Annotated in this window: 14 protein-coding genes; 6 read left to right on the top strand and 8 right to left on the bottom strand. The window is 51.2% G+C overall.

The genetic code is table 11. From position 1 onward, the window contains the following. Positions 1-157 precede the first annotated feature (157 nt). From pspF to FCN78_RS05090, 6 genes are all read left to right on the top strand, one after another. Positions 158-1,180, top strand: a complete 1,023-nt coding sequence (gene pspF, locus FCN78_RS05115) for a phage shock protein operon transcriptional activator (RefSeq protein ID WP_077658874.1) — start codon at positions 158-160, stop codon at positions 1,178-1,180. 124 nt (positions 1,181-1,304) lie between these two features. After that, positions 1,305-2,924: an ABC transporter substrate-binding protein SapA gene (gene sapA, locus FCN78_RS05110; RefSeq protein WP_077458060.1), complete on the top strand. Its 1,620-nt coding sequence runs from the start codon at positions 1,305-1,307 to the stop codon at positions 2,922-2,924. A gap of 3 nt (positions 2,925-2,927) precedes the next feature. Continuing rightward, positions 2,928-3,890 carry an ABC transporter permease gene (locus FCN78_RS05105; protein ID WP_069361474.1) on the top strand — a complete coding sequence of 321 codons (963 nt, stop codon included), beginning with the start codon at positions 2,928-2,930 and terminating at the stop codon, positions 3,888-3,890. After that, positions 3,877-4,764 carry a putrescine export ABC transporter permease SapC gene (sapC, locus tag FCN78_RS05100; RefSeq protein WP_077658873.1) on the top strand — a complete coding sequence of 296 codons (888 nt, stop codon included), beginning with the start codon at positions 3,877-3,879 and terminating at the stop codon, positions 4,762-4,764. Before FCN78_RS05105 ends, sapC begins: the two co-directional genes overlap by 14 nt. After that, complete coding sequence (locus FCN78_RS05095; protein ID WP_069361472.1) at positions 4,764-5,771, top strand: peptide ABC transporter ATP-binding protein; 1,008 nt, start codon at positions 4,764-4,766, stop codon at positions 5,769-5,771. The genes sapC and FCN78_RS05095 overlap by 1 nt, the downstream gene beginning before the upstream one ends. Continuing rightward, positions 5,755-6,570: a peptide ABC transporter ATP-binding protein gene (locus FCN78_RS05090; protein WP_077458058.1), complete on the top strand. Its 816-nt coding sequence runs from the start codon at positions 5,755-5,757 to the stop codon at positions 6,568-6,570. Before FCN78_RS05095 ends, FCN78_RS05090 begins: the two co-directional genes overlap by 17 nt. A 63-nt stretch (positions 6,571-6,633) precedes the next feature. Here the strand turns inward: FCN78_RS05090 and pyrF are convergent, their stop codons facing one another. From pyrF to serC, 8 genes are all read right to left on the bottom strand, one after another. Beyond that, entirely contained in the window at positions 6,634-7,332 is a 699-nt protein-coding gene (pyrF, locus tag FCN78_RS05085) for an orotidine-5'-phosphate decarboxylase (RefSeq protein WP_077658872.1), read from the bottom strand. 87 nt (positions 7,333-7,419) lie between these two features. Beyond that, on the bottom strand, positions 7,420-8,589 hold the full coding sequence (gene lapB / locus FCN78_RS05080) for a lipopolysaccharide assembly protein LapB (protein ID WP_069361469.1): 1,170 nt from the start codon (positions 8,587-8,589) through the stop codon (positions 7,420-7,422). Between the two features lie 3 nt (positions 8,590-8,592). Continuing rightward, positions 8,593-8,880 (bottom strand): LapA family protein, encoded by a 288-nt coding sequence (locus tag FCN78_RS05075; RefSeq protein WP_069361468.1) that lies wholly within the window; start codon positions 8,878-8,880, stop codon positions 8,593-8,595. A 288-nt stretch (positions 8,881-9,168) separates the two neighbouring features. Beyond that, positions 9,169-9,453 carry an integration host factor subunit beta gene (ihfB, locus tag FCN78_RS05070; RefSeq protein ID WP_046073494.1) on the bottom strand — a complete coding sequence of 95 codons (285 nt, stop codon included), beginning with the start codon at positions 9,451-9,453 and terminating at the stop codon, positions 9,169-9,171. 72 nt (positions 9,454-9,525) lie between these two features. Then, entirely contained in the window at positions 9,526-11,196 is a 1,671-nt protein-coding gene (rpsA, locus tag FCN78_RS05065; RefSeq protein ID WP_069361506.1) for a 30S ribosomal protein S1, read from the bottom strand. Between the two features lie 102 nt (positions 11,197-11,298). Next, positions 11,299-11,982, bottom strand: a complete 684-nt coding sequence (cmk, locus tag FCN78_RS05060; RefSeq protein ID WP_069361466.1) for a (d)CMP kinase — start codon at positions 11,980-11,982, stop codon at positions 11,299-11,301. A 200-nt stretch (positions 11,983-12,182) separates the two neighbouring features. After that, positions 12,183-13,469 carry a 3-phosphoshikimate 1-carboxyvinyltransferase gene (gene aroA / locus FCN78_RS05055; protein ID WP_069361465.1) on the bottom strand — a complete coding sequence of 429 codons (1,287 nt, stop codon included), beginning with the start codon at positions 13,467-13,469 and terminating at the stop codon, positions 12,183-12,185. A gap of 245 nt (positions 13,470-13,714) precedes the next feature. Further along, a complete protein-coding gene (serC, locus tag FCN78_RS05050; RefSeq protein ID WP_069361464.1) occupies positions 13,715-14,797 on the bottom strand; it encodes a 3-phosphoserine/phosphohydroxythreonine transaminase in 1,083 nt (360 codons plus the stop codon). Between the last annotated feature and the right edge of the window lie 127 nt (positions 14,798-14,924).

Below are 14,924 nucleotides of genomic sequence, written 5' to 3'. Positions count from 1 at the left end.
TGGCGCGTTAACCCGTGGTACTCGGCTCTGACACATCCAATAGAATTCAAATCCCATGCCAACTTTTAAGGCGTTTATTTTCAATAAGTTAAAAAGAATTGCGTTACCCCACTAAAAAGGCCATGATGAAGAAAACCACTATTTGGTAAAAGTCGCCATGCGTGAACAAGACAATTTATTGGGTGAATCGGATCGTTTTCTCGCCGTGTTGGATCATGTCAGCCAACTGGCACCGCTTAACCGTCCAGTGCTGATTATGGGTGAGCGCGGAACCGGGAAAGAGTTGATTGCACAGCGTCTTCATTATCTCTCAGCACGCTGGTCGCAACCATTAGTGAGTTTAAATTGCGCCGCACTCAGCGAAGGATTGATCGACTCCGAGTTATTCGGCCACGAAGCCGGCGCCTTTACCAGCGCCAAAGGCCGACATGCGGGACGCTTTGAGCGGGCGGAAGGCGGCACCTTGTTTTTGGACGAGATCGCCACCGCACCATTGGGCGTGCAGGAAAAGCTGCTGCGGGTGATTGAATATGGCGAGTATGAGCGGGTAGGTGGTGTCTCTCCCCTGCGTGCCGATGTGCGCCTTATCTGTGCCACTAATGAAGACTTACCTGGATTGGCACATGAGAACCGCTTTCGACCCGACTTGCTTGATCGGCTGGCGTTTGATGTCATTCACCTCCCGCCACTTCGCGAGCGTCAGCAAGATATTTTGTTATTGGCTGAGCACTTTGCGATGAAAATGGCCGTTGAGCTTGGCTACGCGTTATTTGCCGGCTTTTCCGAGCACGCTAAGTCTCAATTGTTAACGCATACGTGGCCAGGCAATGTGCGTGAATTAAAAAATGCCGTCGAGCGTGCCCTCTCCCGTCATAATGATCCCAACACGCCCATCGACACGATTTGTTTAGACCCTTTTTCACCGCCTTGGCAGCGGGCTCATTCTGCGGTCACTGCGGCCACTTCCACCACCAAAGCCGACTCACTGCCCCCTCTGCCACTCGACCTCCGTCAATGGCAAACCACGCAAGAACGCGATTTGGTCACAGCGGCGCTGTCGCAAGCCAACTATCATCAGAGAAAGGCCGCGCAGTTACTTGGCCTAAGCTACCATCAATTTAGGGGGCTGCTGCGAAAACATAACGTGGGGCAACACGACGTGCATGACCCGATGCGCTGAGTGTACGGACACAGATACACCCCCAATGCAAAGAAACACCAGATAGCCCCTACTTTGCTTGGTGGTAAAGCCGTTTCGGTGGTAGATTACGGGGTTTACTTTGATAGCTGATTTCACTTGGTTTATGCGCGTTTTTTTCCAGTTTTTGATCCTGGGGGTGAGTGGTCTGCTCCTTGCAGGTTGTGACGCTGCCAGCGATCAACGTGCGGCCGACAATCGTGGCTTTGTGTTTTGTGGCCCTGGCCAGCCGAACACCTTTAACCCTCAGTTGACCGATGGCGGCCTCACGGCTGATACCTTGTCGAGTCAGCTTTATGACCGTCTGCTGCGACTCAATCCCGAGACGTATCAACCCGAGGCGATGCTAGCAAAAAGCTGGCAGGTGAGTGATGATGGTAAAACCTACACCTTCTCTCTGCGTCGTGGCGTCGCGTTTCATCGCAGTGTTCAGTTTACCCCTTCGCGGTACCTCAACGCCGACGATGTGGTGTTTTCCTTTCGTCGCCTTATTAACCCACGCCATCCTTTTCATCACATTTCCGGTGGTCAGTATCCGTGGTTTGATAGCATGAACTTTGCCGGCTTGGTGACCAGCGTTAAAGCGCTCGACACCTACCGCGTGCAATTTACCCTCTCTCGGCCCGATGTCTCTTTTCTCTCCACCTTGGCTACCAACTTTTCAGTGATCCTTTCAAAAGAGTATGCCAACCAATTGCTGGAGGCGGGCACGCCAGAGAAGCTCGATACCTATCCGGTTGGTACCGGCCCTTTCGCGCTGGCGGAGTACCAGCCACGCGAGCTTATTCGACTGCGCCGCCATTGGCAGTACTGGCAAGGCCCTGCGCCGATGGAACAGGTGGTGTTTGATGTTTCCACGCGCGGCACAGGGACGCTTGCAAAAATGCTGACCGGCGAGTGTGATGTGCTCGCCTCGCCCGTTGCGAGCCAGCTTCCCGTGGTTGTCGGTGATGAGCGCTTCAGTTTATCGTCGCAAACAGGGATGAATGTGGCCTTTATTGCGCTCAATACCCGCCACCCTGCGTTATCGGAAGTGGCAGTACGTCAAGCGATTAACCTAGCGATTGACCGAGGGGCGCTGCTCAGTTCGGTCTATTATGGCACTGGCGCGCCGGCCACCAGCTTACTGCCACCCATGTCATGGGCCTATGATCCTAATCGAAAAACCCAGTATGATCCCAAGCTGGCCGCGGCATTACTTGCCAAAGCAGGCTATCGTCATGGTTTCAGTGTCGATTTAACCGTGCCGCTTAAACCCACGGCGTTTAACCCCAGCCCACGTAAAACCGCGGAATTAATCCAAGCGGACTTGGGAGAAATTGGTATCGACGTCGATATTATCCCGGAGAAAACCGTCAATCGCACGTCCATTCGCCAAGGTGATGACAGCCACGATATGGTATTAACGGGATGGGTCGCCGATAATGGCGATCCTGATACGTTTTTACGCCCTTTGCTCACCTGCAACGCGAAGTTTACGGGCTGGAACATCTCTAACTGGTGTAACCGCTTTTTTGACCAAACGCTAAATCAGGCGATTGCCACGGACAAGATAGCCAAGCGCAAGGCGTTATATCAGGAAGCTCAAACTATCCTTGACCGTCGCATGCCTGTCATCCCCCTGGCCCACGGCATTCAGCATCAAGTGCGTGACGCCAGCCTAACCGGACTGACAATGACGCCCTTTGGGGCCGACAGTTTCGCCGATGTGTCGCGGGAGCGCTAACCGATGTTGATTTATACGTTACGACGCCTCAACTTATTTTTAATCACCCTAGTGATCCTCACTTTGGTCGCCTATAACATTATGTTGCTGGCACCCCATTCAAATTGGCACCAATTTGATTACTGGATAGGCTGGATCTACTACATTCGCCAACTGCTTGATGGCGACCTCGGCTTAGCCGCCAATGGCTCACCGGTTGTCGAGACACTGGCGCACGTCGCACCCGCGACCTTAGAGCTATGCTTTGCCGCGCTCTTTATTAGCTTGATTGTGGGCGTGCCACTGGGCACGCTGGCTGGCATTCGTAGCCAAGGGCCAGCCGATAAAGTGATTTCTTCGTTTGCTCTGGTGGTGTTCTCCATCCCTACATTCTGGTTGGCTATCCTCTTTATCATGGTTTTCTCGCTCGACTTACAGTGGTTTCCGGTGTCTGGGCGCTATAACCTTTTGTATGAAATCCCGCATATTTCCGGCTTCGCGCTGGTGGATTTGTGGCTGTCAGACTTACCGCTACAAGGCAAGGCCGCAACAGATATTGTCCGCCACCTGGTGTTACCGACCCTAACGCTTGCCGTGGTCCCGACCACCGAGATCATTAAAATGGTACGCGACTCTATGGCCTATGTGATGCGACAGAATTACATCAAAGCCGCCGCGACCAAGGGGCTATCAAAAACGGAAATCGTGCTTCGTCACGGGATGAAAAACGCCATTCCACCGATCATCCCTAATTTTGGTTTACTGGTTTCCACTATGGTGACCTTTGTGATCATCGTCGAGTCAGTCTTTAACTGGCCTGGGATTGGGCGCTGGCTACTCGATACGCTCATCGCTAAAGATTATGTGTCAGTACAAGGCGGCGTCTTGGTCATTGGTGGGTTTGTATTACTGATTAATATCATCTCGGATGTATTGGGGGCCTTTATGAACCCGCTGGTAAGGAAAAAATGGTATGCCCTCAAATAGTGTGTACGTTGAACAGCATATCCCGACCCAATTCGAGCGCACCTGGAATGCGTTTCGTCGCAACAAGCTTGCGGTGATTGGTTTTTGGTGCCTGGTTGGGCTCATCCTTGTTACCTTATTTGCCCCCCTACTCGCCCCGTGGAGCCCGCAGCATCAAACAGGCCACTTACTGATGGCGCCCTCTTGGGTGCAATCAGGGCAAATTGAGTACTTTTTAGGGACCGATGATCTGAGCCGCGATATGCTCTCGCGCCTGATTGCGGGCTCTCGACTCACCTTTGGCTATGCGCTGATCACCGCATTGGCCGCGTCGCTGGTCGGTGTGGCGATTGGCGTACTGGCTGGGATGACCAAGGGACTCAAGTCGAGTGTATTAAACCATATCCTAGATAGCATCCTTTCTATTCCATCATTATTGTTGGCCATTATCGTGGTGGCGTTTTTAGGTGTGGGAGAAACCCAAGTATTACTCGCTATTTGGCTATCACTGATCCCACGTATCATTCGCGCCGTGTATACCGCGGTGCATGATGAAATAGGGAAAGACTATATCATTGCCGCGCGCTTAGATGGGGCCAATGATTTTTATCTCCTTTATCACTCGATTTTGCCCAATATCGTCACTGTGCTGAGTACCGAAATTACCCGCGCGATTTCTGTCGCCATTCTTGATGTGGCGGCACTCGGCTTTTTAGGTCTTGGGGCACAGCCGCCCGCGCCTGAATGGGGCGCTATGTTAGGGGATTCTGTCGAGCTGATTTTCACTGCGCCTTGGACAGTCACTTTGCCTGGAATGGCGATTGCGTTCAGTGTGTTGGTTGTTAACCTTGTCGGTGAAGGCGTCAGCCAAGCCATCAACGCAGGAACTGAATAATGCCGTTACTTGATATTCGACACCTGACCATAGAAATAGAAACCCCACAAGGCATGGTGAAAGCCGTCGATCGTATGAGTTTAACCATCAATGATGGTGAAATTCGTGGCTTGGTGGGTGAATCCGGATCGGGCAAAAGCTTAGTGGCTAAAGCCATTTGCGGCGTCACTAAGGATCAATGGCATGTGACCGCCGACCGATTACGCTTGGGTAATATCGACCTATTAGAACTGCCCGCGCGCGAACGTCGCCATGTGGTCGGCAAAGACATTGCGATGATTTTCCAAGAGCCCTCTACCTGTCTTGACCCTTCCGAAGTGGTGGGGCATCAGCTTGAAGAGGCGATTCCGCCCGCTTCATTCTCAGGCAGTTGGTGGCAGCGTTTGAATTGGCGAAAACAACATTCGATTGCCTTGCTGCATAAAGTGGGCATCAAGGATCACAAGCGAGTCATGGAAAGCTACCCGTACGAGCTGACCGATGGCGAGTGTCAAAAGGTGATGATTGCGATGGCGATTGCCAACCGCCCTCGCCTATTGATTGCCGATGAACCGACCAACGAGTTAGATCCCATTACTCAGGCGCAGATATTTCGTTTACTGAGTCGCACCAATCAGCTCTCCAACACCACCATTTTGCTGATTAGTCATGACCTGACCTTGGTGACGCGTTGGGCTGATAGGATCACCGTGATGTATTGTGGCCAGTCAGTGGAATCGGGTAACCGCGAGCAAATTTTGACGACGCCGCACCACCCCTATACCGATGCCTTATTGCGGACGATGCCTGATTTTAGTCGCGACATCCCCCACAAGAGCAAGCTAGAGACCTTGCCTGGCTCAATACCGCCACTACAGCATTTGCCCATCGGTTGTCGACTGGGGCCACGTTGCCCGTATGCGCAGCGTAAATGTGTGGAAACCCCACATACGCAAAAAGTGAAAAACCATAAATTTGCCTGTCATTTCCCACTCAACATGGAGAACAAGCATGGCCGCTCTTCTTGAAATAGATGGGCTCACCAAAGATTATCATCACCGGACTGGGTGGTTGAGAAAGCGTGTCACTCATGCGGTTAAGCCTGTGTCTTTTTCATTGGATGTGGGGGAAACCATTGCCTTTGTGGGCGAAAATGGCTCAGGAAAATCAACTCTAGCACGCATGATTGCGGGTGTTATCGAGCCGACGGCAGGGCAAATCCGAGTTAATGGCGAGACGCTGCGTTACAAAGATTACCAAACCCGATGTAAATTGATTCGGATGATCTTCCAAGATCCGAACACCTCGCTCAACCCACGCAATCAGATCGGGCAAATCTTAGAAGGCCCCTTGCGACGAAACACCAACATGACCCCGCAAGAGCGCGGCAAACGCATTAAGAACACGCTATTGCGTGTGGGCTTGTTACCCGAGCACGCCTACTTTTATCCGCAAATGCTGGCCACCGGCCAAAAGCAACGGGTATCGCTTGCGAGAGCCTTAATTCTGCAACCCAGTGTCATTATCGCTGATGAAGCCTTAAATGGCTTGGATATGTCCATGCGCTCGCAAATCATCAACTTGTTGTTGGAGTTACAAGATGAGATGGGACTGTCTTACGTGTATGTGTCTCAGCATATGGGGGTGATTAAACACGTCACTGACAAATTGATGGTGATGCAAAAAGGGAACGTGGTGGAATCAGGCAATACCGCAGACATTTTTGCCAACCCGCAACACGGCTTGACGCAAAGGCTGATTGATAGTCATTTTACCGCACCTGTCTTAGACCGGCGTTCGCGTAAATCAGCTGGCGCACGGCCATAGCCTGACCAAGAGCGGCATTATTAGCCGCTCTTTTTATTGCCATTTATCTATGATCCTAATCGCTTAGCCAGTTAACGTTTGGTTGATCGCTGCCAGCACAGCAGCAGGATCGGCTGCCTGCGTTACTGGCCGACCGATCACAAGATAATCAGAGCCCGCTTGCACCGCTTCTTTTGGCGTCATCACTCGGCGTTGGTCACCTTGGTCACTGCCGGCGGGACGGATCCCCGGAGTGATCACCTTAAACCCATCTCCACATTCAGCCTTCAATAGACTGGCTTCATGCGCAGAGCACACCACCCCATCAAGCCCTGCCTGCTTGGTTAACCCCGCTAAGCGCTGCACCTGTGCTTGCGGTGACGTATGAAGGCCACTGTCAGCTAAATCGTTTGCTGTCATGCTGGTCAGTACGGTCACGCCAATCAACCAGGGGCGATTGCCGCCATAGGGGGCGAGGGCTTCACGTGCCGCAACCATCATTCGCTCGCCACCAGAGGCGTGGACGTTGACCATCCAGACCCCTAACTCAGCCGCCGCCGACACCGCACGTGCACACGTATTGGGGATGTCGTGGAATTTTAGATCGAGAAATACCTCGTGTCCCCCCGCGTGCAGCTGTTTAACTAATGCCGGCCCAAATAAGGTGAACATTTCTTTGCCCACTTTTAAGCGACATGAGCCCGGCTCTATCTTATCCACAAAGGCCAGTGCTTGATTCATGTCTGCGTAATCGAGTGCCACGATGACTTTTGGGTCGTGCATGTTGTCTCCTTGTTCCTTATATAGTGTTCAGCTAAGCGGTGATTCCCGCGCGATAGATAAAAAAACGGCGATGCCAATGCATCGCCCTTATTCACCATCAAGCCCCCGGATTGGCTTGATTGCCCCCCAGCTTTTGCAGGACGGGCATTGCCAGTAAAGCGCGTGAGTGGAGAAGCCGCATTTTCGACAACGATAATGCGGTTTCACCTTCATCTGTTCGGCGACCAAGTCTTTCAGCGTGTTCAAACTGGTTTTCGCGCGGCCCTCTTCGGCTTGGTCGACATGGTATTCCATCAACTTATGGAAACCGCGCATGGTCGGATTGCGAGTAAGCTGGCGAGTGAGAAAACTTTGCGCCATCGCGATATTTTCATTGTTGCCAATCACTTCTGACAGCATCAGCTCTGCGCTGACCCCAGCGTTCTTTTCAATACACTCTTTTAAAAATCGGACCAGATGCATTTCACGCCCTAATGCACGGTAGCTCTCCGCCAGCAAAGGTAGCGCTTCACTGACAAAGTCCGCATCCTGCTCAAGGATGTTCTCCAGCTGCTTGATCGCCCCTTTGTAGTCTTCATGCTGGATATCAAGCTTGGCCAGCTTCAAACTGGCACGCACACAGCTCTTATCATACGACAGGGCGCGGCGAAAGCATTGCCGTGCCTTGTGTTCATCGCCCTCAGCGAGTTGTTGCATCGCCAGCTCACAATGAAAATGGGCAATGTCTTTACGTAACTTGTGCTTGCCCATCTTGACCAGTTTGCTCGCGGTATCAATCGCGTTTTCCCACTCTCGGGTTTGCTGAAAGATAGCCAACAACTGCTGAAGGGCAAACTCTTGATAATCTGGCTCATCCACCAGCTCGGAAAATATCTTTTCTGCGCGATCAAAAAACCCGGCGACCATGTAATCTTTGGCCAGCTGTTGCATGGCGAGGTTGCGTTGATCAAGCGTCAGATTAGGGCGAGCAATCAGGTTCTGGTGGATGCGAATCGCGCGATCGACTTCGCCCCGAGAGCGAAACAGATTGCCGAGGGCAAGGTGGGTATCAATGGTCTCATTGTCGACCTGGAGTAGCTCGATAAACAGATCGACTGCTTTATCTGATTGTTCAGACAGCAGCAGATTGAGCCCCGCCACATACTGACGAGACAAGTGATGTGACTGTTCTTGCCGTCGATGACGAGCATTCCTGTTACCCATATACCAGCCGTAACCGGCCGCAATGGGGAGCAACAGAAACAACAGCTCTAGCATGAATTATTGTTCCTTAAGCGGGTCCGTGCGCAATTTATCAAGTTCTTTGCGTTGCTTATCCACCTGCTTACGCAGTCTTCGAGCGGTCACTCTCGCTTTTAGGTATAACGCACCGCAGATTAACCAGCCAATGCCAAAACCCATGACAAAGACGATACCCAAGATCACAGAAAGACGAAATTCCCCTTGGGCAATTAAGTAGTTAAAGTTGACCACATCTTGGTTTTGCGCTCCCAGCGCCAAAGTGATCAGAAAACATAACACCAGAAACAGAATGCCGAGTATTTTCACAAGTATTCCCTCATTGCGAAAGGCCTAGTGCCTCTTCAATTATGGCAGAACGACAAGATGCGAGGCACTTGTCACTGTGAACGTTTGCTTGATACAACAAAACGTTACTAATACACCCTTGGCTCGTGCTGTCCACTTGCATGATGGCAAGTGGCAAGGTTTTAGCTGTGGGTACAAGATCTTACACAGAAGGTATGATTATGCAGGAAATTCGCCACGCAAGCTATGATCGATAGGCATAAAAAAACGGCATACCTACAGCATGCCGTTTTTTCCAGCGTCTATCGCTTAACCATAGATGTTAACGCGATCACGAAGCTCCTTACCAGGTTTGAAGTGCGGGACGTATTTACCGTCAAGCTCCACTTTTTCCCCTGTTTTCGGATTACGCCCCACACGAGGCGCGCGATAATGCAGTGAGAAACTACCAAAACCACGGATTTCGATCCGATCACCGCTTTCAAGTGTGGTCGCCATATGCTCAAGGATTTCCTTGATAGCATCCTCTACCTGCTTAGCAGACAGATGGGCTTGCTGACTACAGAGCCTTTCAATTAACTCAGATTTGGTCATAGACACCCCGCTTTAGTATGTTTCTCAACAGTATAAATGCAGAGGGGGAAAATTTCCCCCTCAACTTATACATTATTCGCTCTTCGCTGCTTTAAACGCGTCAGCCATAGCATTACCGATAGCGCCTTCATCAGATTTGTTCAGGCTAGCCATCGCTTCTTGCTCGTCAGCTTCGTCTTTCAGACGAACAGACAGGTTCAGAACGCGGTTCTTACGGTCAACGCCGGTGAACTTCGCTTCAACGCTGTCGCCAACTGAAAGGACTTGTGTCGCGTCTTCAACACGGTCACGCGCGGCTTCAGAAGCACGCAGATAACCTTCAACACCTTCTGCAAGCTCAACAGTTGCGCCTTTCGCGTCAACAGCCGTTACCGTACCGTTAACGATAGCACCTTTCTTGTTCGCCGCCAGGTAGTTGTTGAATGGGTCTTCTTCCATCTGCTTGATGCCCAGTGAGATACGCTCACGCTCGGCGTCAACCTGAAGAACCACTGCTGAGATCTCGTCGCCTTTCTTGTATTCGCGAACGGCTTCTTCGCCAGCCACGTTCCAAGAAATGTCAGACAAGTGAACCAGACCGTCGATGCCGCCGTCTAGACCGATGAAGATACCGAAGTCAGTGATTGACTTGATCTTACCAGTTACACGATCGCCTTTGTTCTGAGTTTCAGCGAATTGCTGCCATGGGTTGGCTTTACACTGTTTCAGACCAAGGCTGATACGACGACGCTCTTCGTCGATGTCCAGAACCATGACTTCAACTTCGTCACCCACGTTAACCACTTTAGATGGGTGGATGTTCTTGTTGGTCCAGTCCATTTCAGACACGTGTACCAGACCTTCAACGCCTTCTTCGATTTCAACGAAGCAGCCGTAGTCAGTTAGGTTGGTTACACGGCCAGTCAGCTTGTGACCTTCTGGGTAACGGTTAGCAATAGCTACCCATGGATCTTCACCCAGTTGTTTCAGGCCAAGCGATACGCGAGTACGCTCACGGTCAAACTTCAGAACCTTAACGTTGATTTCGTCACCAACATTAACGATTTCTGATGGGTGCTTAACGCGCTTCCACGCCATGTCAGTGATGTGAAGCAGGCCGTCAACGCCGCCAAGATCAACGAACGCACCGTAGTCAGTCAGGTTCTTAACGATACCTTTAACTTCCATGCCTTCTTGCAGAGAAGCTAGCAGCTCGTCACGCTCAACGCTGTTTTCTGACTCGATAACCGCACGACGAGAAACCACAACGTTGTTGCGCTTCTGGTCAAGCTTGATTACTTTGAACTCGAGCTCTTTGCCTTCCAGGTGAGAAGTATCACGTACTGGACGAACGTCAACCAGTGAACCCGGTAGGAACGCACGGATGCCGTTCAGTTCTACGGTGAAACCACCTTTCACTTTACCGTTAATAACACCGTTAACGGTTTCAGCTTCTTCGTACGCTTTCTCTAGCTGGATCCAAGCTTCGTGACGCTTCGCTTTCTCACGAGAAAGCTGAGTTTCACCGAAACCATCTTCCACTGCGTCCAGGGCTACATCGACTTCACCGCCGATTTCAATTTCAAGTTCGCCAGCAGCGTTCTTGAATTGGTCAGCTGGAATAGACGATTCAGATTTCAGGCCTGCGTCAACCAGAACGAAACCGTTCTCGATAGCAACAACAGTACCCTTAACAATAGAACCTGGGCGAGTTTCGATTTCTTTTAGAGACTCTTCAAAGAGTTGAGCAAAAGATTCAGTCATTATATTTAAATCTTCAATTTGATAAACGTCCACGGGTATCCTACCGCATGGGGTTGTTAAATATGTTAGCTATCATCCTTGCAGCTAACGGTTATAGACTGCTTATGCAGCCGATAATTTGCTTTCAATAAACGCCAGTGCTTGTGCAATCACTTCGTCGATTGATAGCGACGTTGAGTCTAGCACTAATGCATCTGACGCGGGACGCAATGGCGCCACCGCTCGATTGCGGTCACGATCATCACGCTCTTGAATTTCGCTTAAAAGGCGGTCAAAGGTAACATTAACCCCCTTGCCTTGCAACTGATGCTGGCGCCGGCGCGCGCGTTCTTCTGCGCTAGCATCCAGGAAGATTTTCGCCTCGGCTTGCGGAAAGACCACGGTGCCCATATCACGGCCATCAGCAATCAAACCTGGCTCGCCGACAAACGCACGCTGACGGCGCAACAATGCCTCGCGAACACGCGGGAGGGCCGCGACTTTTGATGCTTGGTTGCCCACTTGTTCAGTGCGTAAGGCACCAGACACATCTTCCCCTTCGAGGATCACCTTCACCAGTTCACCCTCAGCGATAAATTGGACGTCTAGGTTCGCCGCCAACGGTACCAGCGCGTCTTCTGATGCGGTATCTACGTCATGATGAATCGCCGCTAATGCCAAAACACGGTAGATGGCGCCAGAGTCTAGCAAATGCCAGCCTAGTGTCTCCGCCAACCGCATACATAAGGTTCCTTTTCCTGCACCACTTGGGCCATCTACTGTAATCACAGGCGCCTGTGTCGGCATAAATCTCTCCACGTTCGTCAACTTTACTCGATTCGCGTCGCTTGCGGCTTAAAACGGGTTTGACGCCTAGCATATCGTCATGCGACAAACACACCGTTTGCCCAACAAGCCCATCGATAAATCGGCGCATAGTATAGAAGAAATCCGGCAGGAAATCATTGCTGCTGCGTCGATATCAGCAGCAATGAGTTGCAGTATGATTATTCCGCAATGCTGATTGCCGCGAGCTTCTCGAAATAATCCGGGAAGGTTTTTGAGGTGCAGCCTGGGTCGTTGATAGTGACGGGCGTGTCACTTAACGCTACTAGCGAGAAGCACATTGCCATTCGGTGATCGTCATAGGTGTCGATGGCCGCATGTTGCAACTGCGTTGGTGGCTCGACGTACAGATAGTCTTCGCCCTCTTCAACCACAGCACCTACCTTTTTAAGCTCGGTAGCCATTGCGTACAGACGATCGGTTTCTTTGACCCGCCAATTGTACACGTTGCGGATCCACGTCGGTCCCTCGGCAAATAAAGCGGCCACACCAATAGTCATCGCGGCATCAGGAATATGATTAAAGTCCATGTCGACGCCTTTAAGTGTTTGTCGACGGGCAAGCACATAATCCTCTCCCCACTCGATCTCAGCCCCCATCGCCGCGAGTGCGTCGGCAAACTGAATGTCGCCTTGTACGCTATGACGCCCAATACCCGTGACTTTCACTTCTCCGCCTTTGATTGCGGCTGCGGCAAGAAAATACGAGGCTGATGATGCATCGCCCTCTACCATAAAATGGCCTGGCGATTGATAACACTGCCCGGCAGGGATCACAAACGCTTGGTATTGATCATTTTGTACCTCAACACCAAATTGCGCCATGATGGCTAGGGTAATATCGATATAAGGTTTAGAGACCAGATCCCCTTTAATGGTGATCCGGGTCTCTTGCTCCGCAAATGGCGCGGCCATCAGTAATGCGGTGAGAAACTGACTGGAGATGCTACCATCAATGCTAACGTCGCCACCCGCCAAGCCAGTGCCATGGATACGTAGTGGCGGATAGCCTTCAGTCTCAAGATAGTGGATATCAGCACCAATCGCATTCAGGGCGTCAACAAGATGGCCAATCGGGCGCTCTTTCATTCTCGGTTCACCTGTCAGGGTGACATCCCCCTCACCTAGGCACAATGCAGCCGTTAATGGTCGCATCGCCGTTCCCGCATTGCCGAGAAACAGCGTGGTCGCCTCAGCGGTATTAAACGGTTGTCCCAGTCCTTGCACCACACATTCGGTGCGATCGCTGGACAATTGATAGTCAACCCCCAACGCAGTAAATGCATTGAGCATATGCCGCACGTCGTCACTATCCAGTAAATTGGTTAATCGGGTGGTGCCTGAGGCTAACGCGGCAAGCAATAGCGCGCGGTTAGACACACTTTTAGAGCCGGGAAGATTAATTTGGCCGTTAACATGAGAAATCGGGGAAAGTGTCAGTTGCTCCATTCTGGTTTATATCCGTGATGCTTAGTGCCCCCAGAGTAACCAAAATACCGGTTACCTCACAATTATTATTTTTGTCATCCTCGCCTCCCAAATAAAAAACCGCTTCCCCGTAGAGAAGCGGCTTGGTTTTGTGCTCGAGCCATTGGCAGATAACGCCAAGAGATGGCCACAAGCGCCAATGATTTGGGAAGGTCACCCTGTGGCATCTTAACGCGGCAGTCTAGCTTGACTGTCACGCCCCTTTACTAGCCGTATTTTTTCTCGAACTTGGCCATAAAGTCGACCAAGGCTTGAACGCCCTCAAGGGGCATGGCGTTGTAGATAGATGCACGCATGCCGCCCACATCTCTGTGGCCTTTCAGCGCCTGTAAGCCCTGTTCCGTTGCTTCAGCAAGGAAAGTCTCATCCAGGTCGCTGTTCGCCAACTGAAACGGCACATTCATCAAGGAACGATTGTCTTGGTGAATGTCATTACGATATAAGCTCGATTGATCAATCGCTTGGTAAAGCAGGGCTGCTTTTTGTTGATTGCGCGCATAAATCGCTTCGATCCCGCCTTGTTTTTTTAGCCATTTAAAGACTTCGGCGGCCAGATACCAAGCAAAGGTCGGTGGCGTGTTAAACATCGAGTCTTTCTCGGCTAACACTTGATAATTAAGCACACTAGGCAAGACGTCTTTGGCTAAACCGAGTAAATCATCACGCACAATCACCAAGGTCAGCCCGGCAGGACCAATGTTCTTTTGCGCGCCAGCGTAAATCACCCCATATTTCGACACATCAATCGGACGTGACAGGATGGTTGACGACATGTCCGCGACAATGGGTTTATGGGTTTCAGGCAAATCATTGATTTCGATACCATCAATGGTTTCGTTAGGGCAGAAATGGACATACGCCGCATCATCACTCAGTAGCCAGTCTTTGGCCGGCGAGATAGCGCGCTTGCCCTCTCGCTCGCGGCGAACATTGATAACATTGGGCGTGCAATAGCGTTTGGCTTCTTTGACCGCACTTTCGGCCCAGTAGCCGCCATCGACATAATCGGCGATGGTGTGGCTCCCCATCAGATTCATGGGCACCGCGGCGAATTGCGCACGCGCGCCTCCCTGACAAAAAAGAATATGGTAGTTGTCAGGAATCACTAGGAGTTCACGCAAATCTTGCTCTGACTGACGGGCAAGGGCTAAGAATGCTTGGCTGCGATGCGACACTTCCATCACCGAGGTACCAAAGTCTTGCCAGTTCATCAATTCTTTTTGCGCTTTTAGCATCACCTCGCGTGGCAACATCGCGGGGCCTGCGGAAAAATTATATACCTTATCCATGTTGGGGAGGGGCTCCTGCTTATTTGTCACTTGCGGCGCCGAACGCCGCAAGGGTTTCTCTGTTTTAAAAGGCGTGTGATTGATTTAACACGTTTCGCGAACAATTTGAAAGCGCCAACGCCGATCC

The organism is Salinivibrio kushneri (genome assembly GCF_005280275.1).
GTDB lineage: Bacteria > Pseudomonadota > Gammaproteobacteria > Enterobacterales > Vibrionaceae > Salinivibrio > Salinivibrio kushneri.
This window is presented reverse-complemented; position numbering and strand designations above follow the sequence as displayed.